Annotated in this window: 40 protein-coding genes and 2 tRNA genes; 39 read left to right on the top strand and 3 right to left on the bottom strand. The window is 62.2% G+C overall.

The window, feature by feature from the left end; all coding sequences use genetic code 11:
• Positions 1-51 precede the first annotated feature (51 nt).
• The 35 genes from tuf to ACS5PK_RS03815 all read left to right on the top strand — a co-directional run bounded on the left by tuf (position 52) and on the right by ACS5PK_RS03815 (position 20,430).
• Complete coding sequence (gene tuf, locus ACS5PK_RS03645; protein ID WP_183103973.1) at positions 52-1,242, top strand: elongation factor Tu; 1,191 nt, start codon at positions 52-54, stop codon at positions 1,240-1,242.
• Positions 1,243-1,331: 89 nt separating this feature from the next.
• The gene (rpsJ, locus tag ACS5PK_RS03650; protein ID WP_130434746.1) at positions 1,332-1,643 is read left to right on the top strand and encodes a 30S ribosomal protein S10; all 312 of its coding nucleotides are present in this window, start codon (positions 1,332-1,334) and stop codon (positions 1,641-1,643) included.
• Positions 1,644-1,972: 329 nt separating this feature from the next.
• Positions 1,973-2,644, top strand: coding sequence for a 50S ribosomal protein L3 (gene rplC, locus ACS5PK_RS03655; protein ID WP_183103987.1), 672 nt, complete (start codon positions 1,973-1,975; stop codon positions 2,642-2,644).
• Positions 2,644-3,264: a 50S ribosomal protein L4 gene (gene rplD, locus ACS5PK_RS03660; protein ID WP_183103988.1), complete on the top strand. Its 621-nt coding sequence runs from the start codon at positions 2,644-2,646 to the stop codon at positions 3,262-3,264. Before rplC ends, rplD begins: the two co-directional genes overlap by 1 nt.
• Positions 3,261-3,575 (top strand): 50S ribosomal protein L23, encoded by a 315-nt coding sequence (gene rplW / locus ACS5PK_RS03665; protein ID WP_183103989.1) that lies wholly within the window; start codon positions 3,261-3,263, stop codon positions 3,573-3,575. Before rplD ends, rplW begins: the two co-directional genes overlap by 4 nt.
• Positions 3,575-4,399 carry a 50S ribosomal protein L2 gene (gene rplB, locus ACS5PK_RS03670; protein WP_269632005.1) on the top strand — a complete coding sequence of 275 codons (825 nt, stop codon included), beginning with the start codon at positions 3,575-3,577 and terminating at the stop codon, positions 4,397-4,399. Before rplW ends, rplB begins: the two co-directional genes overlap by 1 nt.
• A gap of 13 nt (positions 4,400-4,412) precedes the next feature.
• A complete protein-coding gene (gene rpsS, locus ACS5PK_RS03675; RefSeq protein WP_183103991.1) occupies positions 4,413-4,688 on the top strand; it encodes a 30S ribosomal protein S19 in 276 nt (91 codons plus the stop codon).
• An 11-nt stretch (positions 4,689-4,699) separates the two neighbouring features.
• Positions 4,700-5,029, top strand: coding sequence for a 50S ribosomal protein L22 (gene rplV, locus ACS5PK_RS03680; protein ID WP_183103992.1), 330 nt, complete (start codon positions 4,700-4,702; stop codon positions 5,027-5,029).
• 16 nt (positions 5,030-5,045) lie between these two features.
• Positions 5,046-5,867 carry a 30S ribosomal protein S3 gene (gene rpsC / locus ACS5PK_RS03685; RefSeq protein ID WP_183103993.1) on the top strand — a complete coding sequence of 274 codons (822 nt, stop codon included), beginning with the start codon at positions 5,046-5,048 and terminating at the stop codon, positions 5,865-5,867.
• Between the two features lie 2 nt (positions 5,868-5,869).
• Positions 5,870-6,286 (top strand): 50S ribosomal protein L16, encoded by a 417-nt coding sequence (gene rplP / locus ACS5PK_RS03690; RefSeq protein ID WP_183103994.1) that lies wholly within the window; start codon positions 5,870-5,872, stop codon positions 6,284-6,286.
• A 14-nt stretch (positions 6,287-6,300) separates the two neighbouring features.
• Positions 6,301-6,495 carry a 50S ribosomal protein L29 gene (gene rpmC / locus ACS5PK_RS03695; RefSeq protein ID WP_285982531.1) on the top strand — a complete coding sequence of 65 codons (195 nt, stop codon included), beginning with the start codon at positions 6,301-6,303 and terminating at the stop codon, positions 6,493-6,495.
• A 1-nt stretch (position 6,496) separates the two neighbouring features.
• A complete protein-coding gene (gene rpsQ, locus ACS5PK_RS03700) occupies positions 6,497-6,766 on the top strand; it encodes a 30S ribosomal protein S17 (protein WP_183103996.1) in 270 nt (89 codons plus the stop codon).
• A gap of 145 nt (positions 6,767-6,911) precedes the next feature.
• Positions 6,912-7,418 carry a peroxiredoxin gene (locus ACS5PK_RS03705; protein ID WP_439438913.1) on the top strand — a complete coding sequence of 169 codons (507 nt, stop codon included), beginning with the start codon at positions 6,912-6,914 and terminating at the stop codon, positions 7,416-7,418.
• Positions 7,419-7,730: 312 nt separating this feature from the next.
• Positions 7,731-8,099, top strand: coding sequence for a 50S ribosomal protein L14 (gene rplN / locus ACS5PK_RS03710; protein WP_183103998.1), 369 nt, complete (start codon positions 7,731-7,733; stop codon positions 8,097-8,099).
• Between the two features lie 25 nt (positions 8,100-8,124).
• Positions 8,125-8,442 carry a 50S ribosomal protein L24 gene (rplX, locus tag ACS5PK_RS03715; protein ID WP_439438914.1) on the top strand — a complete coding sequence of 106 codons (318 nt, stop codon included), beginning with the start codon at positions 8,125-8,127 and terminating at the stop codon, positions 8,440-8,442.
• A 10-nt stretch (positions 8,443-8,452) separates the two neighbouring features.
• Entirely contained in the window at positions 8,453-8,992 is a 540-nt protein-coding gene (rplE, locus tag ACS5PK_RS03720; RefSeq protein ID WP_439438915.1) for a 50S ribosomal protein L5, read from the top strand.
• Between the two features lie 8 nt (positions 8,993-9,000).
• Positions 9,001-9,306 carry a 30S ribosomal protein S14 gene (gene rpsN, locus ACS5PK_RS03725; RefSeq protein ID WP_269632002.1) on the top strand — a complete coding sequence of 102 codons (306 nt, stop codon included), beginning with the start codon at positions 9,001-9,003 and terminating at the stop codon, positions 9,304-9,306.
• Between the two features lie 23 nt (positions 9,307-9,329).
• Positions 9,330-9,725, top strand: coding sequence for a 30S ribosomal protein S8 (gene rpsH / locus ACS5PK_RS03730; protein WP_133605050.1), 396 nt, complete (start codon positions 9,330-9,332; stop codon positions 9,723-9,725).
• A gap of 19 nt (positions 9,726-9,744) precedes the next feature.
• The gene (rplF, locus tag ACS5PK_RS03735; protein WP_439438916.1) at positions 9,745-10,278 is read left to right on the top strand and encodes a 50S ribosomal protein L6; all 534 of its coding nucleotides are present in this window, start codon (positions 9,745-9,747) and stop codon (positions 10,276-10,278) included.
• An 11-nt stretch (positions 10,279-10,289) separates the two neighbouring features.
• Complete coding sequence (gene rplR / locus ACS5PK_RS03740; RefSeq protein WP_183104002.1) at positions 10,290-10,655, top strand: 50S ribosomal protein L18; 366 nt, start codon at positions 10,290-10,292, stop codon at positions 10,653-10,655.
• A 21-nt stretch (positions 10,656-10,676) separates the two neighbouring features.
• The gene (rpsE, locus tag ACS5PK_RS03745; RefSeq protein ID WP_183104003.1) at positions 10,677-11,195 is read left to right on the top strand and encodes a 30S ribosomal protein S5; all 519 of its coding nucleotides are present in this window, start codon (positions 10,677-10,679) and stop codon (positions 11,193-11,195) included.
• Between the two features lie 22 nt (positions 11,196-11,217).
• Positions 11,218-11,400, top strand: a complete 183-nt coding sequence (gene rpmD / locus ACS5PK_RS03750; RefSeq protein WP_183104004.1) for a 50S ribosomal protein L30 — start codon at positions 11,218-11,220, stop codon at positions 11,398-11,400.
• A gap of 25 nt (positions 11,401-11,425) precedes the next feature.
• On the top strand, positions 11,426-11,863 hold the full coding sequence (gene rplO / locus ACS5PK_RS03755; protein ID WP_183104005.1) for a 50S ribosomal protein L15: 438 nt from the start codon (positions 11,426-11,428) through the stop codon (positions 11,861-11,863).
• Between the two features lie 20 nt (positions 11,864-11,883).
• Complete coding sequence (gene secY / locus ACS5PK_RS03760; protein WP_439438917.1) at positions 11,884-13,194, top strand: preprotein translocase subunit SecY; 1,311 nt, start codon at positions 11,884-11,886, stop codon at positions 13,192-13,194.
• 58 nt (positions 13,195-13,252) lie between these two features.
• Complete coding sequence (infA, locus tag ACS5PK_RS03765; RefSeq protein WP_009855680.1) at positions 13,253-13,471, top strand: translation initiation factor IF-1; 219 nt, start codon at positions 13,253-13,255, stop codon at positions 13,469-13,471.
• Positions 13,472-13,529: 58 nt separating this feature from the next.
• Positions 13,530-13,643, top strand: a complete 114-nt coding sequence (gene rpmJ, locus ACS5PK_RS03770; RefSeq protein WP_035036301.1) for a 50S ribosomal protein L36 — start codon at positions 13,530-13,532, stop codon at positions 13,641-13,643.
• A gap of 34 nt (positions 13,644-13,677) precedes the next feature.
• On the top strand, positions 13,678-14,043 hold the full coding sequence (gene rpsM, locus ACS5PK_RS03775) for a 30S ribosomal protein S13 (RefSeq protein ID WP_439438918.1): 366 nt from the start codon (positions 13,678-13,680) through the stop codon (positions 14,041-14,043).
• 29 nt (positions 14,044-14,072) lie between these two features.
• Entirely contained in the window at positions 14,073-14,477 is a 405-nt protein-coding gene (rpsK, locus tag ACS5PK_RS03780; protein WP_056194196.1) for a 30S ribosomal protein S11, read from the top strand.
• A gap of 192 nt (positions 14,478-14,669) precedes the next feature.
• On the top strand, positions 14,670-15,293 hold the full coding sequence (rpsD, locus tag ACS5PK_RS03785) for a 30S ribosomal protein S4 (RefSeq protein ID WP_439438919.1): 624 nt from the start codon (positions 14,670-14,672) through the stop codon (positions 15,291-15,293).
• Positions 15,294-15,429: 136 nt separating this feature from the next.
• Positions 15,430-16,419 (top strand): DNA-directed RNA polymerase subunit alpha, encoded by a 990-nt coding sequence (locus ACS5PK_RS03790; RefSeq protein ID WP_183104009.1) that lies wholly within the window; start codon positions 15,430-15,432, stop codon positions 16,417-16,419.
• A gap of 198 nt (positions 16,420-16,617) precedes the next feature.
• Entirely contained in the window at positions 16,618-17,010 is a 393-nt protein-coding gene (gene rplQ / locus ACS5PK_RS03795) for a 50S ribosomal protein L17 (protein WP_439438920.1), read from the top strand.
• A 238-nt stretch (positions 17,011-17,248) separates the two neighbouring features.
• Positions 17,249-19,141: a protein-disulfide reductase DsbD gene (gene dsbD, locus ACS5PK_RS03800; protein ID WP_439438921.1), complete on the top strand. Its 1,893-nt coding sequence runs from the start codon at positions 17,249-17,251 to the stop codon at positions 19,139-19,141.
• Between the two features lie 38 nt (positions 19,142-19,179).
• Positions 19,180-19,256, top strand: a tRNA-Met gene (locus ACS5PK_RS03805).
• Positions 19,257-19,428: 172 nt separating this feature from the next.
• A tRNA-Met gene (locus tag ACS5PK_RS03810) sits at positions 19,429-19,505 on the top strand.
• Between the two features lie 172 nt (positions 19,506-19,677).
• Positions 19,678-20,430, top strand: a complete 753-nt coding sequence (locus ACS5PK_RS03815; RefSeq protein WP_439438922.1) for a ProQ/FINO family protein — start codon at positions 19,678-19,680, stop codon at positions 20,428-20,430.
• A gap of 348 nt (positions 20,431-20,778) precedes the next feature.
• On the opposite strand, the gene ACS5PK_RS03820 is transcribed toward ACS5PK_RS03815, so the two are convergent.
• Complete coding sequence (locus tag ACS5PK_RS03820) at positions 20,779-21,006, bottom strand: hypothetical protein (protein ID WP_439438923.1); 228 nt, start codon at positions 21,004-21,006, stop codon at positions 20,779-20,781.
• A gap of 281 nt (positions 21,007-21,287) precedes the next feature.
• On the opposite strand from ACS5PK_RS03820, the gene ACS5PK_RS03825 reads away from it, so the two are divergent.
• Positions 21,288-21,650, top strand: coding sequence for an ArsR/SmtB family transcription factor (locus ACS5PK_RS03825; RefSeq protein WP_439438924.1), 363 nt, complete (start codon positions 21,288-21,290; stop codon positions 21,648-21,650).
• Positions 21,651-21,750: 100 nt separating this feature from the next.
• Entirely contained in the window at positions 21,751-22,314 is a 564-nt protein-coding gene (locus ACS5PK_RS03830; protein WP_439438925.1) for a thymidine kinase, read from the top strand.
• 110 nt (positions 22,315-22,424) lie between these two features.
• Here the strand turns inward: ACS5PK_RS03830 and ACS5PK_RS03835 are convergent, their stop codons facing one another.
• Entirely contained in the window at positions 22,425-22,664 is a 240-nt protein-coding gene (locus tag ACS5PK_RS03835; protein ID WP_439438926.1) for a hypothetical protein, read from the bottom strand.
• Between the two features lie 196 nt (positions 22,665-22,860).
• Positions 22,861-23,619 carry an enoyl-CoA hydratase/isomerase family protein gene (locus ACS5PK_RS03840; protein WP_439438927.1) on the bottom strand — a complete coding sequence of 253 codons (759 nt, stop codon included), beginning with the start codon at positions 23,617-23,619 and terminating at the stop codon, positions 22,861-22,863.
• 276 nt (positions 23,620-23,895) lie between these two features.
• On the opposite strand from ACS5PK_RS03840, the gene ACS5PK_RS03845 reads away from it, so the two are divergent.
• A complete protein-coding gene (locus ACS5PK_RS03845) occupies positions 23,896-24,930 on the top strand; it encodes a branched-chain amino acid ABC transporter permease (protein ID WP_439438928.1) in 1,035 nt (344 codons plus the stop codon).
• A 13-nt stretch (positions 24,931-24,943) separates the two neighbouring features.
• Entirely contained in the window at positions 24,944-26,722 is a 1,779-nt protein-coding gene (locus ACS5PK_RS03850) for a branched-chain amino acid ABC transporter ATP-binding protein/permease (RefSeq protein ID WP_439438929.1), read from the top strand.
• The last annotated feature ends 9 nt before the right edge of the window (positions 26,723-26,731 follow it).

A 26,731-nucleotide genomic window follows, 5' to 3' on the forward strand; every position in this document is an offset into this window, starting at 1 on the left:
CGGAAACGCTAAACCCTCAGACTGGATGAATGCTCTTTTTGGAGAATTGAAATGGCAAAAGGCAAGTTTGAACGTACCAAGCCGCACGTGAACGTGGGCACGATTGGTCACGTTGACCATGGCAAGACCACGCTGACGGCAGCTATCGCAACTGTGCTGTCGAAGAAGTTCGGTGGCGAGGCCAAGGCCTATGACCAGATCGACGCTGCGCCCGAAGAAAAGGCACGTGGCATCACGATCAACACCGCTCACGTCGAGTACGAGACCGCCAATCGCCACTACGCTCACGTGGACTGCCCTGGCCACGCTGACTATGTGAAGAACATGATCACCGGTGCCGCCCAGATGGACGGCGCGATCCTGGTGTGCTCGGCCGCTGACGGCCCGATGCCCCAGACCCGCGAGCACATCCTGCTGGCGCGTCAGGTCGGTGTGAAGTACATCATCGTCTTCCTGAACAAGTGCGACATGGTGGACGACGCCGAGCTGCTGGAGCTGGTGGAAATGGAAGTCCGCGAGCTGCTGAGCAAGTACGACTTCCCTGGCGATGACACCCCGATCGTGAAGGGTTCGGCCAAGCTGGCGCTGGAAGGCGACACGGGTGATCTGGGCGAGCAGGCCATCATGCGCCTGGCTGACGCTCTGGACAGCTACATCCCTCAGCCTGAGCGTGCCGTGGACGGCGCGTTCCTGCTGCCGGTGGAGGACGTGTTCTCGATCTCTGGCCGTGGCACCGTGGTGACCGGTCGCGTCGAGCGCGGCATCATCAAGGTCGGCGAGGAAATCGAAATCGTCGGTATCCGTGATCTGCAAAAGACCACCGTGACCGGCGTGGAAATGTTCCGCAAGCTGCTGGACCAAGGTCAGGCTGGCGACAACGTCGGTATCCTGCTGCGCGGCACCAAGCGTGAAGACGTCGAGCGCGGTCAAGTGCTGGCCAAGCCCGGCACCATCAAGCCGCACACCCACTTCACTGCTGAGATCTATGTGCTGAGCAAGGAAGAAGGCGGCCGCCACACCCCGTTCTTCAACAACTACCGTCCCCAGTTCTACTTCCGTACCACGGACGTGACCGGTGCCGTGGAGCTGCCGAAGGACAAGGAAATGGTTATGCCTGGCGACAACGTCGGCATCACCGTGAAGCTGATCGCTCCGATTGCCATGGAAGAAGGTCTGCGCTTCGCTATCCGCGAAGGTGGCCGTACCGTCGGCTCGGGCGTGGTTGCGACCATCATCGAGTAATTCCTGCGTGACTCTCGGGCGGCACCTGTGGCCGCCTGTCATCACTACTTACGCGGCCTCACAGCCGCATGCTCTTTGAAGGAACAGTCATGCAAAAGCAAAAGATCCGCATCCGCCTGAAGGCCTTCGATTACAAGCTGATCGACCAGTCGGCTCTGGAAATCGTGGACACCGCCAAGCGTACCGGCGCCATCGTCAAGGGCCCCGTGCCCCTGCCGACCCGCCTGGAGCGTTTCGACATCCTGCGTTCGCCGCACGTCAACAAGACCTCGCGCGACCAGTTCGAAATCCGCACCCACCAGCGTCTGATGGACATTGTCGACCCGACCGACAAGACGGTTGATGCTCTGATGAAGCTGGACCTGCCGGCTGGCGTGGACGTGGAAATCAAGCTGCAGTAATTGCGGCCTGATGCGGTGGCTCACAGTTGCACCGCATTCCAAGCGTGAGAAGGGCAGCCTGCAGGTTGCCCTTTTTTCTTGACCCCGGTGTGACGCTGCTTGCGGAAAGCTCAGGGTTGACGCTATACTCGCAGACTTTTCCGCGCTGGTTCAGGCCAGTGCGGCTTTAGTGCATCGCCTGGATGCGTGCCTTGGGGCGGTTTTGGTCGGTCCTTGGTGTGAGTCCAAGTGGTGTTTGGTCAGCCCGGCCAATCGCTGTCGGGTATGTGTAAATGGCTCTTGGCGCTGGGAAGCTTTGGCTTGGCGGCAAAGGGGGCTGGAGAAAAAACATGAGTCTTAGCAATCGTCTCGGATTGCTGGGCCGCAAGGTGGGCATGATGCGCATCTTCACGGACGATGGCGACGCCATTCCCGTGACCGTGCTGGACGTGTCCAACAACCGCGTGACCCAGGTCAAGACCGAAGAGACTGACGGCTACAGCGCCATTCAAGTGGCGTTCGGTGCACGCAAGGCCTCTCGCGTGACCAAGCCGGAAGCCGGCCACCTCGCCAAGGCGGGTGTGGAAGCCGGTGAGATCCTCAAGGAATTCCGCGTCGCAGCTGACGTCGCCGCCGAATACAAGGCTGGCGCTCAGGTGCCCGTGACCCTGTTTGCCGCCGGCCAGAAGGTCGATGTGCAAGGTACTTCGATTGGTAAGGGCTTTGCCGGCACCATCAAGCGCCACAACTTCGGTTCGCAGCGCGCTTCCCACGGTAACAGCCGTTCGCACAATGTCCCGGGCTCCATCTCGATGGCGCAGGATCCGGGTCGCGTGTTCCCGGGCAAGAAGATGTCCGGCCACATGGGCGACGAGACCGTGACCACCCAGAACCTCGACATCGTGCGCGTTGACGAAGCCCGTCAGCTGCTGCTGGTCAAGGGTGCCGTGCCGGGCGCCAAGAACGGCCACGTGGTCGTGCGTCCTGCTGTCAAGGTCAAGGTCAAGAAGGAGGCCAACTGATGCAGCTCGAGCTTCTGAACGAGCAGGGTCAGGCCACCTCCAAGGTGGACGCGCCTGACACCGTCTTCGCTCGCGAATACAACGAAGCCCTGGTGCACCAGGTGGTCGTGGCCTTCCAGGCCAATGCCCGCCAAGGCACCCGTGCTCAAAAGGACCGCGAACAGGTCAAGCACTCGACCAAGAAGCCTTTCCGCCAGAAGGGCACCGGCCGCGCTCGCGCCGGTATGACTTCCTCGCCGCTGTGGCGTGGGGGTGGTCGCATCTTCCCGAACCTGCCGGAAGAAAACTTCTCGCACAAGCTGAACAAGAAGATGTACCGCGCCGGTATGGCCGCCATCCTCTCTCAGCTGGCCCGCGAAGGTCGCTTGGCTGTGGTGGATTCGATCTCCGTCGAAGCCCCCAAGACCAAGCTGCTGGCTGCCAAGTTCAAGGCCATGGGTCTGGAATCCGTGATGCTGATCGCTGACCAGGTGGATGACAACCTGGCGCTGGCTTCGCGCAATCTGGCCAACGTGCTGGTTGTCGAGCCCCGTTACGCCGATCCCCTGTCGCTGGTCTTCTACAAGAAGGTGCTGGTGACCAAGGCCGCAATGGAGCAACTCAAGGAGATGCTGGCATGAGCGCCCCGAAGTTTGCAGAAGGCCGTCTGGCCCAGGTGCTGCTGGCTCCCATCGTGTCCGAAAAGGCCACCCTGGTTGCCGAGAAGCACAACCAAGTGTTGTTCAAGGTCCTGCGTGATGCCACCAAGCCCGAGATCAAGGCTGCCGTTGAACTGATGTTCAAGGTTGAAGTCGAGTCGGTGAGCGTGGTGAACACCAAGGGCAAGGTCAAGCGCTTTGGCGGCCGTGTTGGCCGTCGCGACCACGTCAAGAAGGCGTATGTGTCCCTGAAGGCTGGCCAAGAGCTCAACTTCTCCGGGGAGGCTGCGTAATGGCCGTCGTTAAAGTCAAGCCAACCTCGCCTGGCCGCCGTGGCGTGGTCAAGGTTGTGCACAAGCACCTGCACAAGGGCGCTCCTGAAGCGTCTCTGCTGGAGCCGCAAAAGCAGAAGTCCGGCCGTAACAACAACGGTCACATCACGATGCGCCACAAGGGCGGTGGTCACAAGCACCACTACCGCGTGGTGGACTTCCGTCGCAACAAGGACGCTATTCCCGCGAAGGTTGAGCGTATCGAGTACGACCCGAACCGTACGGCCCACATCGCTCTGGTGTGCTACGCCGACGGCGAGCGTCGCTACATCATCGCTCCGCGTGGCCTGGAAGTCGGTTCGACCATCCTGAGCGGCGCTGAAGCTCCGATCAAGGCTGGTAACACCCTGCCGATCCGCAACATCCCCGTGGGTTCTACGATCCACTGCGTGGAGATGCTGCCTGGCAAGGGCGCCCAGATGGTGCGCTCGGCAGGTGCTTCTGCCGTCCTGATGGCTCGTGACGGCGTCTACGCCCAGATCCGCCTGCGTTCGGGTGAAGTTCGCCGTGTCCACATCGATTGCCGCGCCACCATTGGTGAAGTGAGCAACGAAGAGCACAGCCTGCGTCAATACGGCAAGGCCGGCGCGATCCGCTGGAAGGGCATCCGCCCGACCGTCCGTGGTACCGCCATGAACCCGGTTGATCACCCGCACGGTGGTGGTGAAGGCCGTACCGGTGAAGGCCAGGCGCCTGTGTCGCCGTGGAACACCCTCACCAAGGGCTACCGCACTCGTAACAACAAGCGCACGCAGACGTTCATCGTTTCGCGTCGCAAGAAGTAAGGGGTAGACCAACATGGCTCGTTCCCTCAAGAAGGGTCCGTTCGTGGACCATCACCTGCTGGCTAAAGTCGACAAGGCTGTGGCCAACAAGGACAAGAAGCCCATCAAGACCTGGTCGCGCCGCTCGACGATCCTGCCCGAGTTCATCGGTCTGACGATCGCGGTGCACAACGGCAAGCAGCACGTGCCGGTCTATGTGTCTGACCAGATGGTCGGCCACAAGCTGGGTGAGTTCGCGCTGACCCGCACCTTCAAGGGTCACCCTGGTGACAAGAAGGCCAAGAAATAAGGATTGAGACGATGGAAACCCGTGCAATCGTTCGCGGTGTCCGCCTGTCGGCCGATAAGGGCCGTCTGGTGGCGGACCTGATCCGCGGCAAGAAGGTGGACCAGGCGCTCAACATCCTGGAATTCACCCAGAAGAAGGCGGCACTCATCATCAAGAAGGCGCTGGAAAGCGCCATCGCCAACGCCGAGCACAATGACGGCGCTGACATTGATGAGCTGAAGGTCACCTCGATCTATGTGGAGCAAGGCACCACGCTGAAGCGCTTCTCGGCTCGCGCCAAGGGCCGAGGCAACCGCATCAGCAAGCCCACCTGCCACATCTTCGTGTCGGTCGGTAACTGAGGCCAAGAGGAAGACTATGGGACAGAAAATCCATCCGACCGGCTTCCGCCTGCCTGTCACCCGTAACTGGGCCTCGCGCTGGTATGCGAACAACCAGAACTTCGCCACGATGCTGGCCGAAGATCTGCAGGTTCGCGAGTACCTGAAGCAGCGTCTGAAGAATGCCGCCGTGTCGCGCATCCTGATCGAGCGTCCTGCCAAGAACGCCCGCATCACCATCTTCTCGGCTCGTCCGGGCGTGGTGATCGGCAAGAAGGGCGAGGACATCGAGAACCTGAAGGCCGAACTGACCAAGCGTCTGGGCGTGCCGGTGGCCGTGAACATCGAAGAAGTGCGCAAGCCTGAAATCGATGCTCAGCTGATCGCCGACTCGATCACCCAGCAGCTGGAAAAGCGCATCATGTTCCGTCGCGCCATGAAGCGTGCGATGCAGAACGCGATGCGTCTGGGTGCCCAGGGCATCAAGATCATGTCCGCCGGCCGTCTGAATGGCATCGAAATCGCTCGTACCGAGTGGTATCGCGAAGGTCGTGTGCCTCTGCATACTCTGAAGGCCGACATCGACTATGGCTTCTCCGAGGCCAAGACGACCTACGGCGTTATCGGTGTGAAGGTGTGGGTGTACCGCGGTGACCGCCTGGCCAATGGCGAGGCTCCCGTGATCAACACGCCCCCTGGCGCTGAAGACGATCGTCGTCCGCGTCGCAACGCCCGTCCGGGCGCCCCGGGTGGCCGTGGCCGTCCTGGCGCTGACAAGCCCGCCGACGGTGGCGACAAGCCCGGCGCCAAGCGCGTGGTCCGCAAGGCCCCCGCTGCTGGCGAGGCCAAAGGAGAATAAACATGCTGCAACCCGCTCGTCGCAAATTCCGCAAAGAGCAGAAGGGTCGTAACACTGGCGTGGCCACTCGCGGCGCCAATGTGTCGTTCGGTGACTTCGGCCTGAAGGCCACTGAGCGCGGCCGTCTGACGGCTCGTCAGATCGAAGCGGCTCGTCGTGCAATCTCGCGCCATATCAAGCGCGGTGGTCGCATCTTCATCCGCATCTTCCCGGACAAGCCCATCTCCCAAAAGCCCGCCGAAGTCCGTATGGGTAACGGTAAGGGTAATCCGGAGTACTACGTCGCTGAAATCCAGCCTGGCAAGGTGCTCTACGAGATCAACGGTGTGCCGGAAGCCCTGGCTCGCGAAGCGTTCACGCTGGCAGCTGCCAAGCTGCCCCTGCGTTGCACCTTCGTGGCGCGCCAGGTCGGCCTCTGATTGGAGAGATCACCATGAAAGCATCTGAACTGCGTGGCAAGGATGTCGCTGCCTTGGAAAAGGAAGTGACCGATCTGCTCAAGGCCCACTTCGGCCTGCGCATGCAAAAGGCCACCCAGCAGCTGAGCGACACGACTCAGCTGGGCAAGATCCGCCGCGACATCGCTCGCGTCAAGACCGTGCTGGCCGAAAAGAAGAAGGGGGCCTGATATGACGCAAGCTCAAGAAAAGAACACCCGTACCCTGGTGGGTCGCGTGGTGAGCGACAAGCGCGCCAAGACCGTCACGGTCCTTGTCGAGCGTCGCACCAAGCACGAGCTCTACGGCAAGATCGTGGCCCGTTCCCGCAAGTACCACGCCCATGACGAAAAGGGCGAGTACAAGATGGGTGATGTGGTCGAAATCGCCGAAGGCCGTCCTCTGTCCAAGACCAAGAGCTGGGTCGTGACCCGCCTGGTTGAAAAGGCAGAAGCCGTCTAAGGCCTCCCTGGTCAAAGGCGCAGGATCCATGGGGTCTTGCGTCGCTGCCCCTGCAAACGGTCGGCACGCCGGTGATACTGGCGGCCGACCGTTTTTATTTTGTGCCCGGCCTTTTGCGCCGGGCTTTCCTTTTGAGGAGACTCCCATGCTGAAGATCGGTGACAAGCTGCCCAGTGCCCCCGTCCAGGAATTTGTTGAAGTGGCGGGTAATGGCTGCTCGATCGGTCCCAATGGCTTCGATGCTGCCGCTGCGGCTGCAGGCAAGACCGTCGCCATCTTTGCCCTGCCTGGCGCCTTCACGCCGACCTGCTCGGCCCAGCATGCGCCCGGCTATATCCAGCAGGCGGAGGCCCTCAAGGCAGCCGGCGCGGACGAAATCTGGTGCCTGTCAGTCAACGACGCCTTCGTGATGGGCGCTTGGGCTCGCGAGCTGGGCGCCGCGGGCAAGGTACGCTTCCTCGCTGACGGCAGCGCCGACTTCACCCGCGCTACCGGCCTCACCCTGGACCTGCAGGCGCGCGGCATGGGTCTGCGCTCGCAGCGCTACAGCATGCTGGTGGTCGACGGCGTCGTGAAGACGCTCAACATCGAGGCACCCGGGAAGTTCGAAGTCAGCGGCGCTGACACCATGCTGGCTCAGCTCAGGGCCTGATGGACGACGGCCGATCGAGGCCGTGGCATCCTCCACAAAGGGTAGGTAGCCTCGATTAGGGGCTGCGCCCGAGTTTCAGCGCGGTGGGAGCTTGACATTGCTTTCACTTTGCTGGCACAATCCAATGCTTCGCCGAATGTCGGGCGCATCATGCGGTGCGTCTCGGCCTCGGATCCGCCCACAACCGCCAAAGGTGTTGGCTGACACACATGCTGTGTTGGTTGGTGCTGAAGGCTTACGGGCCCAAGACTGACCGGTTCGGTCTGCTGCGATGGTCGCGGCAGGCGGAGGCGGGAAAAGTTGGGGACAGACATGATTCAAATGCAATCGCGACTGGATGTCGCGGACAACACTGGCGCCAAGTCCGTTCAGTGCATCAAGGTGCTTGGTGGTTCCAAGCGCCGGTATGCCGGCATTGGCGACATCATCAAGGTCAGCATCAAGGAAGCTGCTCCGCGAGGCCGCGTCAAGAAGGGCGAGGTCTATAGCGCTGTGGTCGTGCGCACCGCCAAGGGCGTGCGTCGCCAAGACGGTTCGCTGGTGAAGTTCGACGGCAATGCTGCCGTGCTGCTGAACGCCAAGCTGGAGCCGATCGGCACCCGTATCTTTGGCCCGGTCACGCGTGAACTGCGTACCGAGCGCTTCATGAAGATCGTGTCGCTGGCGCCCGAGGTGCTGTAAGCCTCGTCAAGTCAAAGGTACTGCCATGAACAAGATTCGTAAGGGCGACGAGGTCATCGTGCTGACCGGCCGCGACAAGGGCAAGCGAGGCGTTGTCGCTTCGCGTGTCGATGCTGACCACCTGATCGTGGAAGGCGTGAACGTCGTGAAGAAGCACGCCAAGCCCAACCCCATGAAGGGCACCACCGGCGGCGTGGTCGACAAGACGATGCCGATCCATCAATCCAACGTGGCGATTTTCAACGCTGCAGCCGGCAAGGCCGATCGCGTGGGCATCAAGCTGCTCGACGACGGCAAGAAGGTGCGCGTCTACAAGTCGACCGGCGAAGAGATCAAGGCTTAAGAGGTACGACATGGCTCGTTTGCAAGCGTTTTATCGCGAAAAAGTCGTCCCCGGCCTGACCGAGAAGTTCGGCTACAAGTCCGTGATGGAAGTGCCGCGCATCACCAAGATCACCCTGAACATGGGTGTCAGTGAAGCCGTGGCAGACAAGAAGGTCATGGATCACGCCGTGAGCGACCTGACCAAGATCGCCGGCCAGAAGCCTGTGGTCACCAAGTCCAAGAAGGCCATCGCCGGCTTCAAGATTCGTGACGGCGTGCCCATCGGTTGCATGGTGACTCTGCGTGGCGTCCAGATGTATGAATTCCTGGACCGCTTCGTGACCATCGCCCTGCCGCGCGTGCGTGACTTCCGTGGTATCTCCGGCCGTTCTTTCGACGGTCGTGGCAACTACAACATCGGCGTCAAGGAACAGATCATCTTCCCCGAAATCGAATACGACAAGGTGGATGCTCTGCGTGGTCTGAACATCAGCATCACGACGACTGCCAAGACGGACGACGAAGCGAAGGCCCTGCTGGCCGCGTTCAAGTTCCCGTTCAAGAACTGAGGTGACCCGTGGCAAAACTCTCGATCAAGCAACGTGAGCTGAAGCGCGAACAACTGGTCGCCAAGTTCTCGAAGAAGTATGCAGAACTGAAGGCCATCATCGACGACTCCAAGAAGTCCGATGAAGAGCGCTACGCCGCTCGCCTGGAGCTGCAGAAGCTGCCCCGCAACGCCAATCCGACTCGTCTGCGCAATCGCTGCGAGCTGACCGGTCGTCCCCGTGGCACCTTCCGCAAGTTCGGTCTGGCCCGTAACAAGATTCGTGAACTGGCTTTCAAGGGCGACATCCCCGGTGTCGTCAAGGCAAGCTGGTAATCGGCAGGTTTAGGAGATTTCGTATGAGCATGAGTGATCCTATCGCCGATATGCTGACTCGCATTCGCAACGCCCAGAGCGTTGAGAAGGCCAGCGTCGTGATGCCTTCCAGCAAGCTGAAGGTTGCGATCGCCAAGGTCCTCAAGGACGAGGGCTATATCGACGGTTTCGCGGTGCGTGGCGATGCAGCCCGTCCCGAACTCGAGATCGCGCTGAAGTATTACGCCGGTCGCCCGGTGATCGAGCGCATCGAACGCGTGAGCCGTCCCGGCCTGCGCATTTACAAGGGCCGTCACGACATCCCGCAGGTCATGAATGGCCTGGGTGTGGCGATTGTCACCACCCCCAAGGGTGTGATGACCGACCGCAAGGCACGTCAAGCCGGTATCGGCGGCGAAGTGCTCTGCTACGTCGCCTAAGCGCAAGGAGAGACAGACAATGTCCCGCGTTGGAAAAATGCCGGTCGCACTCCCGCAAGGCGTGGATGTGACGATCTCCGCTGAGCAGATCAGCGTGAAGGGCGCCCTGGGTACGCTGGTTCGTGCAGCCAACCCCCTGGTCGCGATCAAGAACGAAGGCGGCAAGCTGAGCTTCGCGCCCGTGGACGCATCGGCTGAGGCTGACGCCATGAGCGGCACCTTCCGCGCCTTGGTGGCCAATATGGTCAACGGCGTGAGCAAGGGCTTCGAAAAGAAGCTGAACCTGGTTGGCGTGGGTTTCCGCGCACAGGCTCAAGGCCAGAAGCTGAACCTGCAGATCGGTTTCTCTCACCCCGTGGTGAAGGACATGCCGGCTGGGATCAAGGTGGAATGCCCGACCCAGACCGAAATCCTGATCAAGGGTGCCGATCGCCAAGTGGTGGGTCAGATTGCCGCCGAAGTGCGTGCCATCCGTCCTCCCGAGCCCTACAAGGGCAAGGGCATCCGCTACGCCGATGAAAAGGTCTCCCTCAAAGAGACCAAGAAGAAGTAAGGAGCCGCGCAATGTTGACCAAGAAAGAACAGCGCATCCGTCGCTCGCGCCAGACCCGTGCCCGCATCGCCGTGCAACGCGTCGCCCGCCTGACGGTTTTCCGCTCCAACCTGCACATCTACGCCAGCGTCATCTCCGAAGATGGCACTCGCGTCCTGGCCAGTGCCTCGACTGCCGAGAAGGATGTCCGCGCCCAGCTGGGTGGCGAAGGCAAGGGTGGCAACGTGGCCGCTGCCACGCTGATCGGCAAGCGTATCGCCGAGAAGGCCAAGGCTGCTGGCGTCGAGAAGGTGGCGTTCGATCGCGCTGGCTTCGCCTACCACGGCCGTATCAAGGCCCTGGCCGAAGCTGCCCGCGAAGCCGGCCTGCAGTTCTAAGCGCATAAAGGATTGACGAACATGGCAAAGTTTCAACCCCGCGTGCAGGACGAAGGTCGCGACGACGGTTTGCGCGAGAAGATGATCGCGGTGAACCGCGTGACCAAGGTGGTGAAGGGCGGCCGTACGCTGTCGTTCGCAGCACTGACCGTGGTCGGCGACGGTGATGGCCGCATCGGCATGGGCAAGGGCAAGGCGAAGGAAGTTCCGGTCGCCGTGCAAAAGGCCATGGAATCGGCTCGCCGTAACATGGTCAAGGTGAACCTGCGTAACGGCACGATCCATCACAACGTGGTGGGCGAGCACGGTGCTTCGCGCGTCATGATGGCTCCGGCCCCTGCCGGTACCGGCGTGATCGCTGGCGGCCCGATGCGTGCGGTCTTCGAAGTGATGGGTGTGACCGACATCGTGACCAAGAGCCACGGTTCGACCAACCCCTACAACATGGTTCGCGCCACCCTGGACGCCCTGAAGCGCTCGACCACGGCCGCTGAAGTCGCTGCCAAGCGCGGCAAGACTGTTGAAGATATCTTCAACTGAGTCGCCAGGATTGGAGAGACAGATGTCTGACAAGAAAACTCTGACGGTCAAGCTGGTGCGCAGCCCGATCGGCTGCCGTGCCTCGCACCGTGCCACCGTGACCGGTCTGGGCCTGCGCAAGATGAACAGCACCCGTGTCCTCGAGGACACCCCGGCTGTGCGCGGCATGATCAACAAGATCGCCTACCTCGTGCAGGTGCTGTAAGCACGGCGCGAATCAAGGACTAGATATGCAACTCAACACCATCAAGCCCGCCGCTGGTGCCAAGCACGCAAAGCGTCGCGTGGGCCGTGGCATTGGCTCCGGTCTGGGCAAGACTTGCGGCCGCGGCCACAAGGGCCAGAAGTCGCGTGCTGGCGGCTTCCACAAGGTCGGCTTCGAAGGCGGCCAGATGCCTCTGCATCGTCGCCTGCCCAAGCGTGGCTTCAAGTCGCTGACGCTGCCGTTCAATGCCGAGATCACCCTGAGCGATCTGCAAGGCCTGGCCGGTGACGAAATCGACCTGCTGACGCTGAAGGCTGTCGGCCTGGTGCCCGAATTGACGAAGGCCGTCAAGGTCATCCTGTCGGGTGAGATCAGCCGCAAGGTCACGCTGAAGGGCGTGGGTGCTACGGCTGGCGCCAAGGCCGCGATCGAAGCCGCTGGCGGCTCCGTCGCTGCTGAGTAAAGCTCAAGGATCAGGCAACAGTGGCTACCAACCCGAATCAACTGGCCAAGAGCGGCAAGTTCGGTGACCTGCGTCGCCGTCTTGTGTTCCTGTTGCTGGCTCTGGTCGTCTACCGCATCGGGGCACATATCCCCGTGCCCGGTATCGATCCCGTCCAGCTGCAGCAGTTCTTCAAGGGCCAGCAGGGTGGCATCCTGAGCCTGTTCAACATGTTCTCTGGCGGTGCGCTGTCGCGCTTTACCGTCTTCGCGCTGGGCATCACGCCCTACATTTCGGCTTCCATCGTGATCCAGTTGATGGGTTACGTTGTTCCGAGCCTGGAAGCGCTGAAGAAGGAAGGCGAAGCCGGTCGTCGCAAGATCACGCAGTACACGCGCTATGGCACGCTGGGCCTGGCGATCTTCCAGAGCCTCAGCATCGCGCTCGCCCTGGAAAGCTCGCCGGGTCTGGTACTGGCTCCCGGTTTCGGCTTCCGCCTGACCGCTGTCAGCAGCCTGGTCGCTGGCACCATGTTCCTGATGTGGCTGGGTGAGCAGATCACCGAGCGCGGCCTGGGCAATGGCATCTCGATCCTGATCTTCGGCGGTATCGCTGCGGGTCTGCCGGGCGCCATCGGTGGCTTGCTGGAGCTGGTGCGTACCGGTGCAATGTCGATCTTCTCCTGCCTTGTGGTGGTGGCGATCGTCATCGGTGTCACCTGGCTGGTGGTCTTCGTCGAACGTGGTCAGCGCAAGATTTTGGTGAACTACGCCAAGCGTCAAGTGGGCAACAAGGTGTACGGCGGCCAGTCGTCGCACCTGCCGCTCAAGCTGAACATGTCGGGTGTGATTCCGCCGATCTTCGCGTCATCCATCATCCTGCTGCCGACCACGCTCGTGAGCTGGTTTGCGACGGGTGACAGCATGCGCTGGTTGAAAGATATCGCGGACATGTTGCGTCCGGGTCAGCCTATCTATGTGCTGCTCTACGCTTCCGCGATCGTCTTCTTCTGCTTCTTCTACACGGCGCTGGTTTTCAACAGCCGTGAGACTGCAGATAACCTGAAGAAGAGTGGTGCATTCATCCCCGGGATTCGTCCTGGTGAGCAGACCGCGAAGCACATCGACAAGATTCTGTCGCGTTTGACCCTGGCGGGCGCCATCTACATCACCGGTGTGTGCCTGCTGCCTGAGTTCCTGACACTGAAGTACAACGTTCCCTTCTATTTCGGCGGCACGTCGCTGCTGATCATTGTTGTGGTGACGATGGATTTCTGGGCCCAGGTGCAGTCTTACGTGATGAGTCAGCAGTACGAATCGCTGCTGAAGAAGGCAAACTTCAAGGCCAACTGAGTGCCAACTCAGTGGAGCCATCCATTAACAACCGTACCAACCGAAGCGACAACGAGGCATGGCGAAAGACGACGTCATTCAAATGCAGGGTGAGATTCTCGAAAACCTGCCCAATGCCACGTTTCGCGTAAAGCTGGAAAACGGTCATGTCGTTCTCGGCCACATCTCCGGCAAGATGCGTATGCATTACATCCGCATCCTGCCCGGTGACAAAGTGACTGTGGAATTGACACCGTACGATTTGAGTCGTGCTCGCATCGTGTTCCGGGCGAAGTGAGCGAATTTGTCCCCCGGACGCGCTGTTTGAGCGAATAGATTAGGTCAAGGAGCAGACCATGAAAGTTTCGGCATCCGTCAAGAAGATGTGCCGCAATTGCAAGATCATCCGTCGCAAGGGCGTGGTGCGTGTGATCTGTACCGATCCGCGCCACAAGCAGCGCCAAGGCTGATTGCTGCACGACACGAGCGAATTAGAGGACGCAAATGGCACGTATTGCTGGTATCAACATTCCGCCGCAAAAGCACACGGAGATCGGTCTGACCTCGATCTACGGCATTGGCCGTACGACCGCGCAGAAGATCTGCACCGCTTGCGGTATTCCGTTCGACAAGAAGGTCAAGGACCTCAATGACTCCGATCTGGAAAAGATCCGTGAGGAAGTGGGTAAGCTGACCATCGAAGGCGACCTGCGCCGTGAGATGTCGATCAACATCAAGCGTCTGATGGACCTGGGTTGCTACCGTGGTTTCCGTCACCGCCGTGGCCTGCCGCTGCGCGGCCAGCGTACGCGCACCAATGCCCGTACCCGCAAGGGTCCGCGCAAGGCTGCGCCGACCGGCAAGAAGTGATCCTGCGGCAACCCTGAAGAGAGCTCACCATGGCAAAAGCACCTAACAACTCGGCTGCCCAGCGCGTTCGCAAGAAGGTTCGCAAGAACGTGGCTGACGGCATCGCCCACGTCCACGCTTCTTTCAACAACACCATCATCACCATCACCGACCGTCAAGGCGGCGCCCTGTCCTGGGCTTCGTCGGGTGGTCAGGGCTTCAAGGGCTCGCGCAAGTCGACCCCCTTCGCAGCCCAGGTGGCGGCCGAAGTGGCTGGACGCGCTGCTCAAGAGCAGGGCATCAAGAACCTGGATGTCAAAATCAAGGGCCCCGGTCCTGGTCGCGAGTCCTCCGTCCGTGCACTGGCTGCGCTGGGCATCCGCATCAATTCGATTTCGGATGTGACGCCTGTCCCGCACAACGGTTGCCGTCCGCAGAAGCGTCGTCGCATCTAAGGCGATTTTGCTGCGATAATCGCGGACTCATTTCCCGCGCCGGCGGGCACGAAAGTGCCGCGCCGGCTGTTTTGCTGAGTGCAACGCAGGTTGCAACTCATGAAGCCCACCGTTCGAGCCTACAAAAAAACGGGCCGGACTCGCGCAGGCGCCCTCATAGGTCTTGCGTCAGATTGAACAAGGACACGCAAAGTGGCACGTTACCTCGGCCCCAAGGCCAAACTTTCCCGCCGTGAAGGCACCGACCTGTTCCTGAAGAGCGCCCGCCGCGCCATCAGCGACAAGGCCAAGTTCGACACCAAGCCCGGCCAGCATGGTCGTACTTCGGGTCAGCGCACCTCTGACTTCGGTCTGCAGCTGCGTGAGAAGCAGAAGGTCAAACGCATGTATGGCGTGCTGGAACGTCAGTTCCGCCGCTATTTCGCCGAAGCCGAGCGCCGCAAGGGTTCGACCGGCGTGAACCTGCTGACGCTGCTGGAATCCCGTCTGGATAACGTCGTGTATCGCATGGGCTTTGGGTCCACGCGCGCTGAAGCACGTCAGCTGGTCTCGCACAAGAGCATCACCGTGAATGGCGAAGTGGTGAACATTGCTTCCTATCTGGTGAAGGCCGGCGACGTGGTCGCCGTCCGTGAAAAGGCCAAGAAGCAACTGCGCATCGTTGACAGCCTGAAGCTGGCCGAGTCGATCGGTATGCCGGCGTGGGTGCAGGTGGATGCCTCCAAGATGGAAGGCGTCTTCAAGAAGGCCCCGGATCGCGACGAATTCGGCGCTGAGATCAACGAATCCCTGATCGTTGAGCTGTACTCGCGTTAATTCTTTCGCGCCTGCCGAGCGGCCCTTCCTGGGCCTGCTCGGCTTTTCCTCGTCCGGGTCCCGCGTTCTCGCTGGATCCGGTTGGTCCCTCAGCCTTATCGGTGTAACGAACCGAGGGTATTGAAAGAAAGACCTCATGCAAACCAATCTGCTCAAACCCAAATCCATCAATGTGGAGCCCCTGGGCGGTCATCGCGCCAAGGTCACCCTGGAGCCGTTCGAACGCGGCTATGGCCACACCCTGGGCAATGCCCTGCGCCGTGTGTTGCTGTCCTCGATGGTGGGTTATGCGCCGACGGAAGTGACGATCGCAGGGGTGCTGCACGAGTACTCCGCCATCGATGGCGTGCAGGAAGACGTGGTTCACATCATGCTGAACCTCAAGGGCGTGGTGTTCCGCCTGCACAACCGTGAGGAAGTGACTCTGGTGCTGCGCAAGGAGGGCGAAGGCCCCGTCACCGCAGCGGACATCCAGACCCCGCACGACGTCGAGATCATCAATCCTGAGCACGTTATTGCCCATCTGTCGCAAGGCGGCAAGCTGGACATGCAGATCAAGGTCGAAAAGGGCCGTGGCTATGTGCCTGGCACGATGCGCCGCTATGGCGATGAGCCGACCAAGTCCATTGGCCGCATCGTCCTCGATGCCTCTTTCTCGCCGGTCAAGCGCGTCAGCTACGCTGTTGAGAACGCCCGCGTCGAACAGCGCACCGATCTGGACAAGCTGGTGATGGAGATCGAAACCAACGGCGCCATTTCGCCGGAGGAAGCGATCCGTGCCTCGGCCAAGATCCTGGTCGAGCAGCTCGCCGTGTTCGCGCAGCTGCAGGGTACCGACCTGGTTGACGCTTTCGATCAACCAGCCCAGCGCTCCAGCACCTTCGACCCGATCCTGCTGCGTCCTGTGGACGAGCTGGAACTGACGGTTCGTTCTGCCAACTGCCTGAAGGCTGAGAACATCTATTACATCGGCGATCTGATTCAGCGCACCGAGACAGAGCTGCTCAAGACTCCCAACCTGGGTCGCAAGTCGCTCAACGAAATCAAGGAAGTGCTGGCTTCGCGTGGCCTGACTCTGGGCGCCCGCCTGGAAAACTGGCCGCCGCAAGGTCTGGACAAGCGCTGATCTGGCGCTCCCCTAGGCGCTGACGCGTCTCCCGCCAGGGGGCGAGTTCGATAGAGCGGCAATGCCCGATCTACGAGCTTCGCTGGGGAGGGCTTCGCAAGAGTATTTTGAAAGGGTGGCGTGTTGACAAGCGCCATCCGGTGCCCCGGCAGTACCTGATACGGCTGCTGGTATTACATAGTAGGAAAGGAAAGCACCATGCGTCATCGTAACGGCCTCCGCAAGCTGAACCGCACCAGCGAACACCGTAAGGCAATGCTGCGCAACATGGCAGTCTCGCTGCTGCAGCATGAAGCCATCAAGACCACGGTCCCCAAGGCCAAGGAGCTGCGTCGAGTTGTCGAGCCCCTGATCACCCTGGCCAAGGAGCCGACGCTGGCTAACCGCCGCCTGGCGTTTGACCGGCTGCGTGATCGCGACATCGTCAGCAAGCTGTTCAACGAGCTGGGCCCGCGTTTCGCGACCCGTCCTGGCGGCTACACCCGCATCCTGAAGATGGGCTTCCGAGTGGGCGACAACGCTCCCATGGCCTATGTCGAGCTGGTGGACCGCGCCGAAGAGGCTGCTGAAGCTCCGGCTCAGGCCGAATAATCCCAGGCTGCAGCAGCATCTGCTGCGCGCCCACTTAGAAAGGCCGGCTTATGCCGGCCTTTTTTATTCTCCAGGGCGAGATATGCGGCAGACGCGGCCAGGCCCAGTCATACCGTGGCCTATCGCATCCCTGCTGGCGGCAAGGTCGCGCAGCCGCTAAGCTGCGCGCTTCCCAATGGGCGCTGCGGCGCCTGCCAGCCTCAGGTGGTAGGCCTCTCTGGCGCAATGAGAACTCATCATGAACATGATTAAGCAAGCGGTCCCGGGCTGGCTGCGGGCATGGCTCGCGCCGCTACTCCTGCTGCTCGGTGCCTCTGCGGCCTTTTCCGACGATTTCCTGGAGCCGGAGCAGGCTTTCAAGCTCGCCGCTCGAGTGCAAGGGGAGAAGTCCGTCGAGTTGCGTGTGAGCATCGCGCCCGGCTACTACATGTACCGGGAGCAGTTCCAGTTCCTCTCCGACGGCGTTGAGCTCAAGGCTCGGGTGCCTGATGGCAAGAAGAAGTTCGACGAGACCTTTCAGAAGGAGGTCGAGATCTATCGGGAAGGGCTGAGCATCCGGCTGGATGTGGCGCAAGCGCCGGCCAGCTTCGAGCTCAAGGTCTCAGGTCAGGGCTGCGCGGACAAGGGGCTGTGCTATCCACCCATGACGCGGCCCTTGCGGGTCGAGTTGAAGGGCTTTGGCGGCGCCGGGAAGGTGAGCCTGCTCCCTCCTGGTGAGGGGCTGGGTAGCTTCGGTGATGGTGATGACTTGCCGGGGGGCTCTTCGGCGGCGTCCGGTGGAGATTTGGGCGCGTCGTCGCCAGTCCAGAACGAGAAGGCTGGCGGCGGCCTAGAGGCAGCATTGCAGTCCGGGCGCTTCTGGTGGGTGGTTGGGCTGTTCTTCATTGGTGGCGTCGGTTTGTCACTGACGCCTTGCGTCTTGCCCATGGTGCCCATCCTGGCCTCCATCATTGTGGGTGGAGGGGCTCAGGTGTCCCGGGGGCGCGGCTTCGCGCTGGCACTGGCCTACTCCCAGGGCATGGCCCTGGTCTACACCTCGCTGGGTATTGCTGCGGGTCTGGCTGGCGAGGGCCTGGCTGCCTACTTTCAGTCTCCCTGGGTGCTGGGCTCTTTCGGATTGGCGCTGTGTCTCTTCGCGCTGTCCATGTTCGGCGCCTACGAACTTCAGTTGCCCAGTCGCTTTGCCAACCGGCTGAATGACGCTTCGCAGCGCTTGCAGGGCGGACGCCTGTTTGGCGTGTTCATGATGGGGGCCCTGTCTGCGTTGCTGGTAAGCCCCTGCGTGACGGGTGTGCTGGCCAGTGCCCTGCTGTATCTCAGCAAGACGCATGATGTCGTGCTGGGGGGCTCTGCGCTGTACGCCATGGCCAACGGCATGAGCGTGCCGCTGCTGTTGCTGGGGCTTTCGGCTGGCTCCTTACTTCCGCGTGCCGGTGCGTGGATGGACGGCGTCAAGCACTTCTTCGGCATGTTGCTGCTGGCTGTGGCCTTGTGGACCGTGCAGCCCCTGCTGCCGGACGCCGCAATGCAGCTGTTGATGGGCGGGCTGGCTGTGGCATCCGCGCTTGCGCTTGGCCTCTTCAAGAGCTGGCATCCGCATGCCGGCCCTCGCGCATGGATGGGCAAGACGGCTGCTCTTGCGGCCCTGGTCTTCGGTCTCTTGCAGTGGGTGGGTGCTGCGGCAGGTGGTACCGATCCCCTCAAGCCCTTGCGCGGTGTCTTTGGGGTCTCGCCCGCGCAGGCGGCCTCGGCTGGTCCGGGGGCGATGAGTCAGCCCCTGGTATTCCAGAAGATCCACAGCGTGGCCGAGCTCGACGCGGTGTTGAAAAGTGCTGGTCGGCCGGTCATGCTGGACTTCTATGCCGACTGGTGCAAGTCGTGCAAGGAAATGGAGCGCTTCACCTTCAGTGATCCGCAGGTCCAGCAACGCCTGAGCAAGGCCCTGCTGCTGAAGGCCGACGTCACGGCCAACAATGAGGAAGATCGCGCGCTGCTCAAACGCTTCAAGCTGTTTGGCCCGCCCGGCACCATCTTTTTTGACCGGACAGGGGTGGAGCTGCAGGACAAGCGAGTGATCGGCTTCCAGGATGCAGCCAGGTTCATTCGATCACTGGACGATGCTGGAATTTGAGTTGGGCCGCCAAAACGTGCTACACTATTAGCTTCAGTCGCGGGGTGGAGCAGTCTGGTAGCTCGTTGGGCTCATAACCCAAAGGTCGTAGGTTCAAATCCTGCCCCCGCAACCAGCATTCGAAATGCATATGAGTTCAGTTTGAGCTCGTTGCATGCCTTCAATCCAGCCGCCAGAAGCCTGGGCCAATGTCAAAAGCCTTGGTGTTTGGCGGTTTGTTTTTCCCCGGAGTCCAGCCGGGGCCGTACGTGCAGTCACCGTGCTGCATGGAGCGGCGATAGATCAGTCGCGGGGTGGAGCAGTCTGGTAGCTCGTTGGGCTCATAACCCAAAGGTCGTAGGTTCAAATCCTGCCCCCGCAACCATGCTTGGAAAGTCGAGGCCCGTGAGTTCTGTGCTCACGGGCCTTTTTCTTGCCGCCGGCCATGCCGGTAGTCCCGCATCTGACGGAGGTCTGTGCCCCCTTGCTCAATGTGCCATGCGGCACGGCGTCCGAGACTTGGCACAATTCGCCTTTTGCACCATTGAATCTAATCCATGTCTGAACCGACTTCTCAGCCGGGCGCTGAACAACAAGCCCTGCAGGCCGCCTGTGCCGAGCAGCTCAAGGCGCTGTTTCCCGCCCTGTTCACCGGCGCTCCCAAGCCGGTGAAGCTGCGTATTCAGGCGGATATTCAGGAGCGCGCCCCGGGCCAATTCAGCAAGCAGCAGCTCTCCAGCTTTTTGCGTCGCCATACGGGCAGCACGGCCTATCTCAATGCGGTGATCAAATCCACCCATCGCTTCGACCTGGACGGCAAGGAGGCGGGAGAAATCACCGCCGAGCACAAGCAGGTTGCGCGCGACGAACTGAGCCGGCGCCGAGCCAAGCATCAGGAGCGGCAGGCCCATGAGGAGGCGGCGCAGCGTCAGCGCTTTGAGTTGCTGCGCGCGTTCGAGACGACGACGCTGACCCGGGCCAATTTCTGTGCACTTAAGGGGCTGGCGGAAGATCAGCTTGATGGCTTGCTGGCTCAGGCCCGTGAGGAAGTCAAGGCCAGGGCTGCGCGGCCGCGTCCCCAGGACGGTGGGCGGGGTGCAGCCGGCGACCGGCGTAGCGCGCCGGGCTCGGATCGTCGGGGGCCCCGTCAAGGGCGGGCAGATGATCGTCGGTCGGGGCGCGGCGCGGGTGGTAAGGGCGGGCACGCTCGCCCGCAAGCCAGTGGTCCTGCGGTCGCTCGCCCTGAATCCGCTCAGGCGGTGTCTGCTGAATTGCAGGCCACGCCTGGCACAGGGGATGAAAAGGCCTGATCGGCCTCCCTTGTCTGGCCGCCGACAGCCGGCCCATGACTACGCCGGCCAAAACTGCTGCTTGCCAGGGGCGGTGAGCTGATGACCACATGCCCATGATCTCGCGCAATGGCTAAGAGTGCCGTCGGCCATTGTGTCGGCGTAAAACGCTGGGACGAATCGTCCCGCGCGTTCGATCAATCAGTGCAGGGTCTGAGGCGCGGCCATTGGAGGGGCTGAATCCGGGGGGGGGAGTGCCTACACGGCCATCGCCTCGATGGCCGGTACAGGAGGGGCCCCGCTGCGCTCCAAGGCCGTGCCCGGATTCTTCCGTCCGGATCCGCTCTGGGTGCGCGTGATCCCAGGCGCTCAGAGCGAGGACTTGACGCCGGTCTTGGTGTCGGTGGCGCAGCCGGGTTTGCAGACCACCTCGTTGCGGCCCAGGACTCGTTTGGATTGCAGCGCGCTGGGTGGGCGATGTTTGCCGCACTTGAAGCAGGAACGTGTATGGCCGCTGCCGAGGAAGGGCGAGCCGCCCAGCTTGGACTCGTAGCGCAGGCCGTCTTCGCTGACGGCTGTGTATGTATCTTTGCTCATTCTTGTCCTTGTCCTGGCCCACCTCTTGCCATGCACAGCGAGGGTGAAGGGCGAACCGAGAATGTCGAAATCCCTCAGTACCCATTTAGGCACACGGCGAGCGCCGCCGCTACCTCGCAAACCCACGCTCTTGTCACAAAGCGCATCGTTGTTCGATCCATGCCCCCCATGAACACGGGGCGTGGCGCGGCTTGGCGAGCAGCGGCGGATACACGTCAGTCCCTGGGCCGCCTTTTGATGCATCATGATGCTCTTGATGTCCCCGCTTTTCTACCTCCTCCATGCAAGACCTGCCGCCTGAAGCGCTTCAGCAGATCGCCGCTTATTTCCAGGTGCTGGCTGAGCCGACCCGGCTCAAGCTGCTCAATGCCCTGAGAGACGGCGAGCGCAATGTCGGCGAGTTGGCCGCGCTATGCGCATCGACCCCTGCCAATGTGTCCCGTCACCTGTCGCAACTGGCCAAGCAGGGGCTGGTGGAGCGTGAGGGGCGGGGTAACAGCGTTTACTACCGCATGGCCGATGACTCGGTCTATGCGCTCTGCGACTTGGTTTGCGGCAATATTGCCCGGCGCTTCGAGCGCGAAGTCCAGTCTCGGGACCTGTTTCGGGGCTCCGCCGTGAGTGATCGCGCCAAGCAGGACTGAACGCCCAGGGGAGCTCCGCCCATGCCTTGGTGTCTGCGGCCGGCGCGCGGGGAAGGGGGCTTGACGCACAATCCCGGCTTTCCTAGCGCCCGTCTCCGCCATGGCCAAACTGTTTTTCCGCTACGCCGCAATGAATGCCGGCAAGTCCACCGCCTTGCTGCAGGTGGCTCACAACTACGAGGAGCGGGGGCACCGGGTGCGCATCTTCACCGCGCAGTTGGATGACCGTTATGGCCGCGGCTATGTGACGTCTCGGCTGGGGCCCCGGCGGGCAGCCGAAGTCTTCACGCCGGAGACGGACTTCCTGGCCCTGATCTCGGCTGATCCGGGCATTGCCTGCATCCTGGTTGACGAGGCCCAGTTCCTCAGCAAATCCCAGGTTCATGCGCTTCACGAGATTGCGCACCTGCACAACCTGCCTGCCATCTGCTACGGCCTGCGTACCGACTTTCTGGGGGAACTCTTCCCTGGATCAGCCAGCCTGCTGGCGCTGGCTGACGAGATGGACGAGATGAAGACCATCTGCGACTGTGGCCGCAAGGCAACCATGAACATGCGCGTGGATGAGAGTCATCGCAAGGTCACCGAAGGTGCACAGGTCGAGATTGGCGGGAATGCGCGCTACCGCGCGGTCTGCGGCCGCTGCTTTCGCCAAGCCTGCTGAGCAGAAGCCGCACTTTGAGCGGCTGGGGGACTCGGCAAGAAAAACGGCCTGGGCAATGCCTCAGGCCGGTGCGGGTGCTTGGCGTGCCTGGCAGCCCAGGCGCCACCGGCTCAGCTCTTGTTGCTGAGCTGTTCCTCCAGCTCCTTGCAGGAAGGCGCACACACGGGCTGAGACTTGCCCAGCAACTTCTTGGACTTCAGCATGGCGCGGGGGCGATGCTTGCCGCAAAGAAAGCACGACATCGTGGCCGCGCCAAAGGAAGAGGTGGCCGCGAAAGGCGAGCCGGGAGCTTTTGATCGGTAGCGCAGACCATCGGCATCGATGGTCGTCTTGGTACTGTCCTTGGCCACGCTGGTCCTGACTGGTAAGTAAACGACGGGGATCCGGCTCCCAAGCTTCCTCTGCCCGAGAAACCGGCCTTTCTACACCCCGTATTTTCCATCATCAGGCGCCATTCGGCACGGGCCGGGGGCGAGAATTTCGCCGCAGTCCCTCGCTCATGGGGCGGCATGGCAGCATTTCTCAGGTGATCGTCGAACTCGGCGGTCAGCGGCCGGCGAATCGAGGAGGGCGCCGCTCCTGCCAGGCGCGCACGCCCTCGGCCAGGTCTTCGGAGGCCGCTGCCCGGGCGATGTCGCTGGCGAGCTGCGCTGGGTCCAACTCGTGGCGAGCCAGTGCATTGAGATGCCTCTTCATCCCGCTCAAGGCCAGGGGGGCCAGACTGCAAAGGGAGTGGGCCAGCGCCACGGCCTGCGCCTGGAGCTGGGCGCCGTCTTCATGAAGTTGGTCAAGGAAGCCGCAATCGAGCATGGCCTGAGCATCCAGCGTTTCGCAGGCCAGCAGAATTCGCTTGGCCATGCCCAGCCCCAACCGATTCACGTACCGGGCCATGCCGCCGCGGTAGAAGTGCAGGCCCAGCCGGGCGGCTGGCACGAACATCTCGCAGACGCGGGTGCCCAGCCGGAAGTCGCAGGCCAGCGCCAGGTCTGTGGCGCCGCCGTAGACCCCGCCTTGGATGGCTGCGATGGTGACGGGACGGGCATTCTCCCAAGCATCGGTCAGACGCTCGAAGAGCGCTCCCGCGTCCACGCTGGGAACGGCCCCGATATTGAATCCGCTGCAGAAATGCCGCCCCTCGCCCTCCAGCAGCAGGACGCGGACTTCTCCCTGCGCATTCACCGTGTTGAGATGCTGCTCAAGGATTTGCAGGTCCTGGACTTCCAGACGATTGGCCACCTGCGGTCGACGCAGGGTGATGCGTGCGAGGTGCTGATCAATCTGCAGGAGGGGGGCGTTCGCTGGCATGGGGCGGTGCAGTAGGCTGGAGCTCAGCCAGTGTAGGGGCTCATGCCACTTGATATTCCCCGAGTGCTGCACTGGGATATTCGGCGTCGGTCGTCCGGTTCGGGGTCTGAGGAATGTCCTTGCAGCGTCAATGTCGATGCTAAGTGCTGCTGCTCCGGGCGCACAATTTATCTACCGACCGGTCGGACTATTTCTTGAGCCTTGTCAATGCGCGTTGGCACGAAGCGCCGTGTCAGGCGCTTTGTTTAGAGTGGGCCGCAACAAGAGGCGGTGTCCATGGATTTCACGATTGCAAGCATTCTCGCGCTGGACGGGCTTACCAACGGCGCCATCTACGCGCTGCTGGCCCTGGCCACGGTGCTGGTCTTTGCGGTGACGCGGGTGATCTTCATTCCACAGGGCGAGTTCGTGGCCTTTGGTGCCTTGACACTGGCTGCGATGCAGCAGGGTCAGACGCCGCCAACGGTGCACTTCCTGCTGGCGATGACAGCCCTGGTGGCTCTTCTTGACGGATGGGCAGCCTGGCGCAGCAGGCAGGGCGGGCGCGGCCTGCTGCGGGTCTTCCTGCAGGCATTGCCGGGCTTGCTTATCGGACTGCTGGCCTTCTGGGCAGCGCCGCGCCAGTGGCCGCTACCCATGCAGGCTGCCTTGAGCTTGGCCATCGTGACCCCCATGGGCGCACAGATCTACCGCCTGGCCTATCAGTCGCTGGCCGATGCCTCGGTGCTCGTGCTGCTCATCGTCTCCGTGGGCGTGCACTTTGCGCTCACAGGCCTGGGCCTGGTGTTCTTTGGCGCGGAGGGCTCGCGCAATCCGGCCTTCTGGGATGCCAGCTTCTCGACCGGGGCTCTGAGTCTTTCCGGCCAGACCGTGATCATCATGGCGGCCGCAGTCGCGTTGATCAGCGCCCTGTGGCTGTTCTTCGAGCACAGCCTGCGCGGCAAGGCGCTGCGGGCTACGGCGGTGAACCGCCTGGGGGCCAGGCTGATGGGCATTTCCAGCACGGCGGCGGGGCAGCAGGCCTTCACGCTGGCGGCCTTCATCGGCGCCTTGTCAGGGCTGCTGATCAGCCCGACCACCACCATCTTCTACGACAGCGGCTTCCTCATCGGCCTCAAGGGTTTCGTGGCGGCCGTGTTCGCTGGACTGGCGAGCTATCCCGGCGCGGCGCTGGGCGCCGTGCTGGTGGGACTGTTGGAATCCTTCAGCTCCTTCTGGGCGAGTGCCTACAAGGAGGTCATCGTCTTCACCTTCATCCTGCCCGTGCTGCTGTGGCGCTCCCTGCGCGATCCGCATGGCGAAGAGCACTGAGCAGGAGACCGTCATGTCGCAAAGCAAAGTCTTGCCCGCCCTCGTCCTGCTGCTGTTCTTCCTGCTACCGGCCCTTCCTGTGCCGGAGTTCTGGATCACGCAGCTCAACTACGTCGGCATGTTCGCGCTCGTCGCGCTGGGCCTCGTGCTGCTGACCGGCGTCGGCGGCCTGACCTCCTTTGGTCAGGCCGCCTTCGTGGGCTTGGGGGCCTACACCACGGCCCTGCTGTCCACGCGTTACGGGATGTCGCCGTGGCTGGGTCTCTTCGCTGGCCTGGCCATCACCGCGGCCGTGGCCCTGCTGCTCGGGCTGCTGACCCTGCGCATGTCCGGCCACTACCTGCCTCTTGCCACCATTGCCTGGGCGCTGAGCCTCAACTACCTGATTGCCAATACCGAGTTCCTGGGCAAGTACGACGGCCTGCTGGGCTTGCCGGCGCTGGAGCTCGGCTCAATCTCGCTGGCCAGCGGGCGTGCGATGTATGTGCTGATCTGGCTGTGTGCACTGCTGGCGGCGATGGGGGTGAAGCATCTGCTCGACTCGCGCCCCGGCCGCGCCATCCGGGCCCTGAACGGTGGGACCACCATGGCCGAGGCCATGGGCGTCTCCACCTTCCGCTACAAGCTCAGCGTCTTCGTGCTGGCGGCCTTGCTGGCCTCGCTGTCGGGCTGGCTGTTTGCGCACTTCCAGCGCACGGTGAATCCCAGTCCCTTCGCTCTGAAGATGGGCATCGAGTACCTCTTCATGGCCGTGGTGGGCGGCATCGCCACCGTGCCGGGAGCCTTCGTGGGCGCCGGCGTGGTCAAGCTGCTGGAGGACCAGCTGAAGGAGCTGCTGCCGCGCCTGCTGGGCAGCAATGGCAACTTCGAGATCATCGTGCTGGGCGTGATCTTGGTGCTGATGCTGAAGTACGCGCCCAAGGGCCTGTGGCCCTTCGTGCAGTCGGCCTGGCAGCGCCGCCATCCTGCCCGTCAGCGGCTGCGGGACTGGGAAGGGGCCGCGCCCTTGCCGGCGCGCGACAAGCCGCAGCGGGGCGAGCTGCTGCTGGATGTGGACCGCATCCGCAAGCAGTTCGGGGGCTTGGTGGCGGTGAACGACGTGAGCTTCCAGATCCGGGCCGGCGAGATCATCGGCCTGATCGGCCCCAACGGCGCGGGCAAGTCCACCACCTTCAACCTGATCAGCGGTGTGCTGTCGGCCACCAGCGGGCGGGTGCAGTTCCGCGGGCAGTCCGTGGCCGGCCTGGGCTCACGCCAGATCGCCGAGCGCGGCATGTCTCGCACCTTCCAGCACGTGAAGATGATTGCCGACATGACGGTGCTGGAAAACGTGGCGCTGGGCGGCTACCTGCGCAGCCACGCAGGCCTTGTGCGCAGCATGCTGCGGCTCAATGCGGCCGAGGAGCGTCAGCTCTTCGCAGAGGCCGAGGCCCAGTTGCGCCGCATCGGCATGGAGGAGCAGATGCATGAGCTGGCGGGCAACCTTGCCCTAGGGCCCCAGCGCCTGATGGAGATTGCCCGGGCACTGTGCAGCGATCCCGCGCTGCTGCTGCTGGACGAGCCAGCCGCCGGCCTGCGCCACAAGGAGAAGCAGGCCTTGGCCGACGTGCTGCGTCAGCTGCAGAACGAGGGCCTGAGCATCCTGCTCGTGGAGCACGACATGGAATTCGTCATGGGCCTGACCGACCGCCTGGTGGTGATGGAGTTCGGCACCAAGCTGATTGAGGGAACGCCGCAGGAGGTGCAGGACAGCCCTGTCGTGCGCGCGGCCTACCTGGGCACCGAGCACTGAACCCGCGCA

The organism is Roseateles sp. DB2 (genome assembly GCF_051857535.1).
In the GTDB taxonomy this organism is placed as follows: domain Bacteria; phylum Pseudomonadota; class Gammaproteobacteria; order Burkholderiales; family Burkholderiaceae_C; genus Roseateles_B.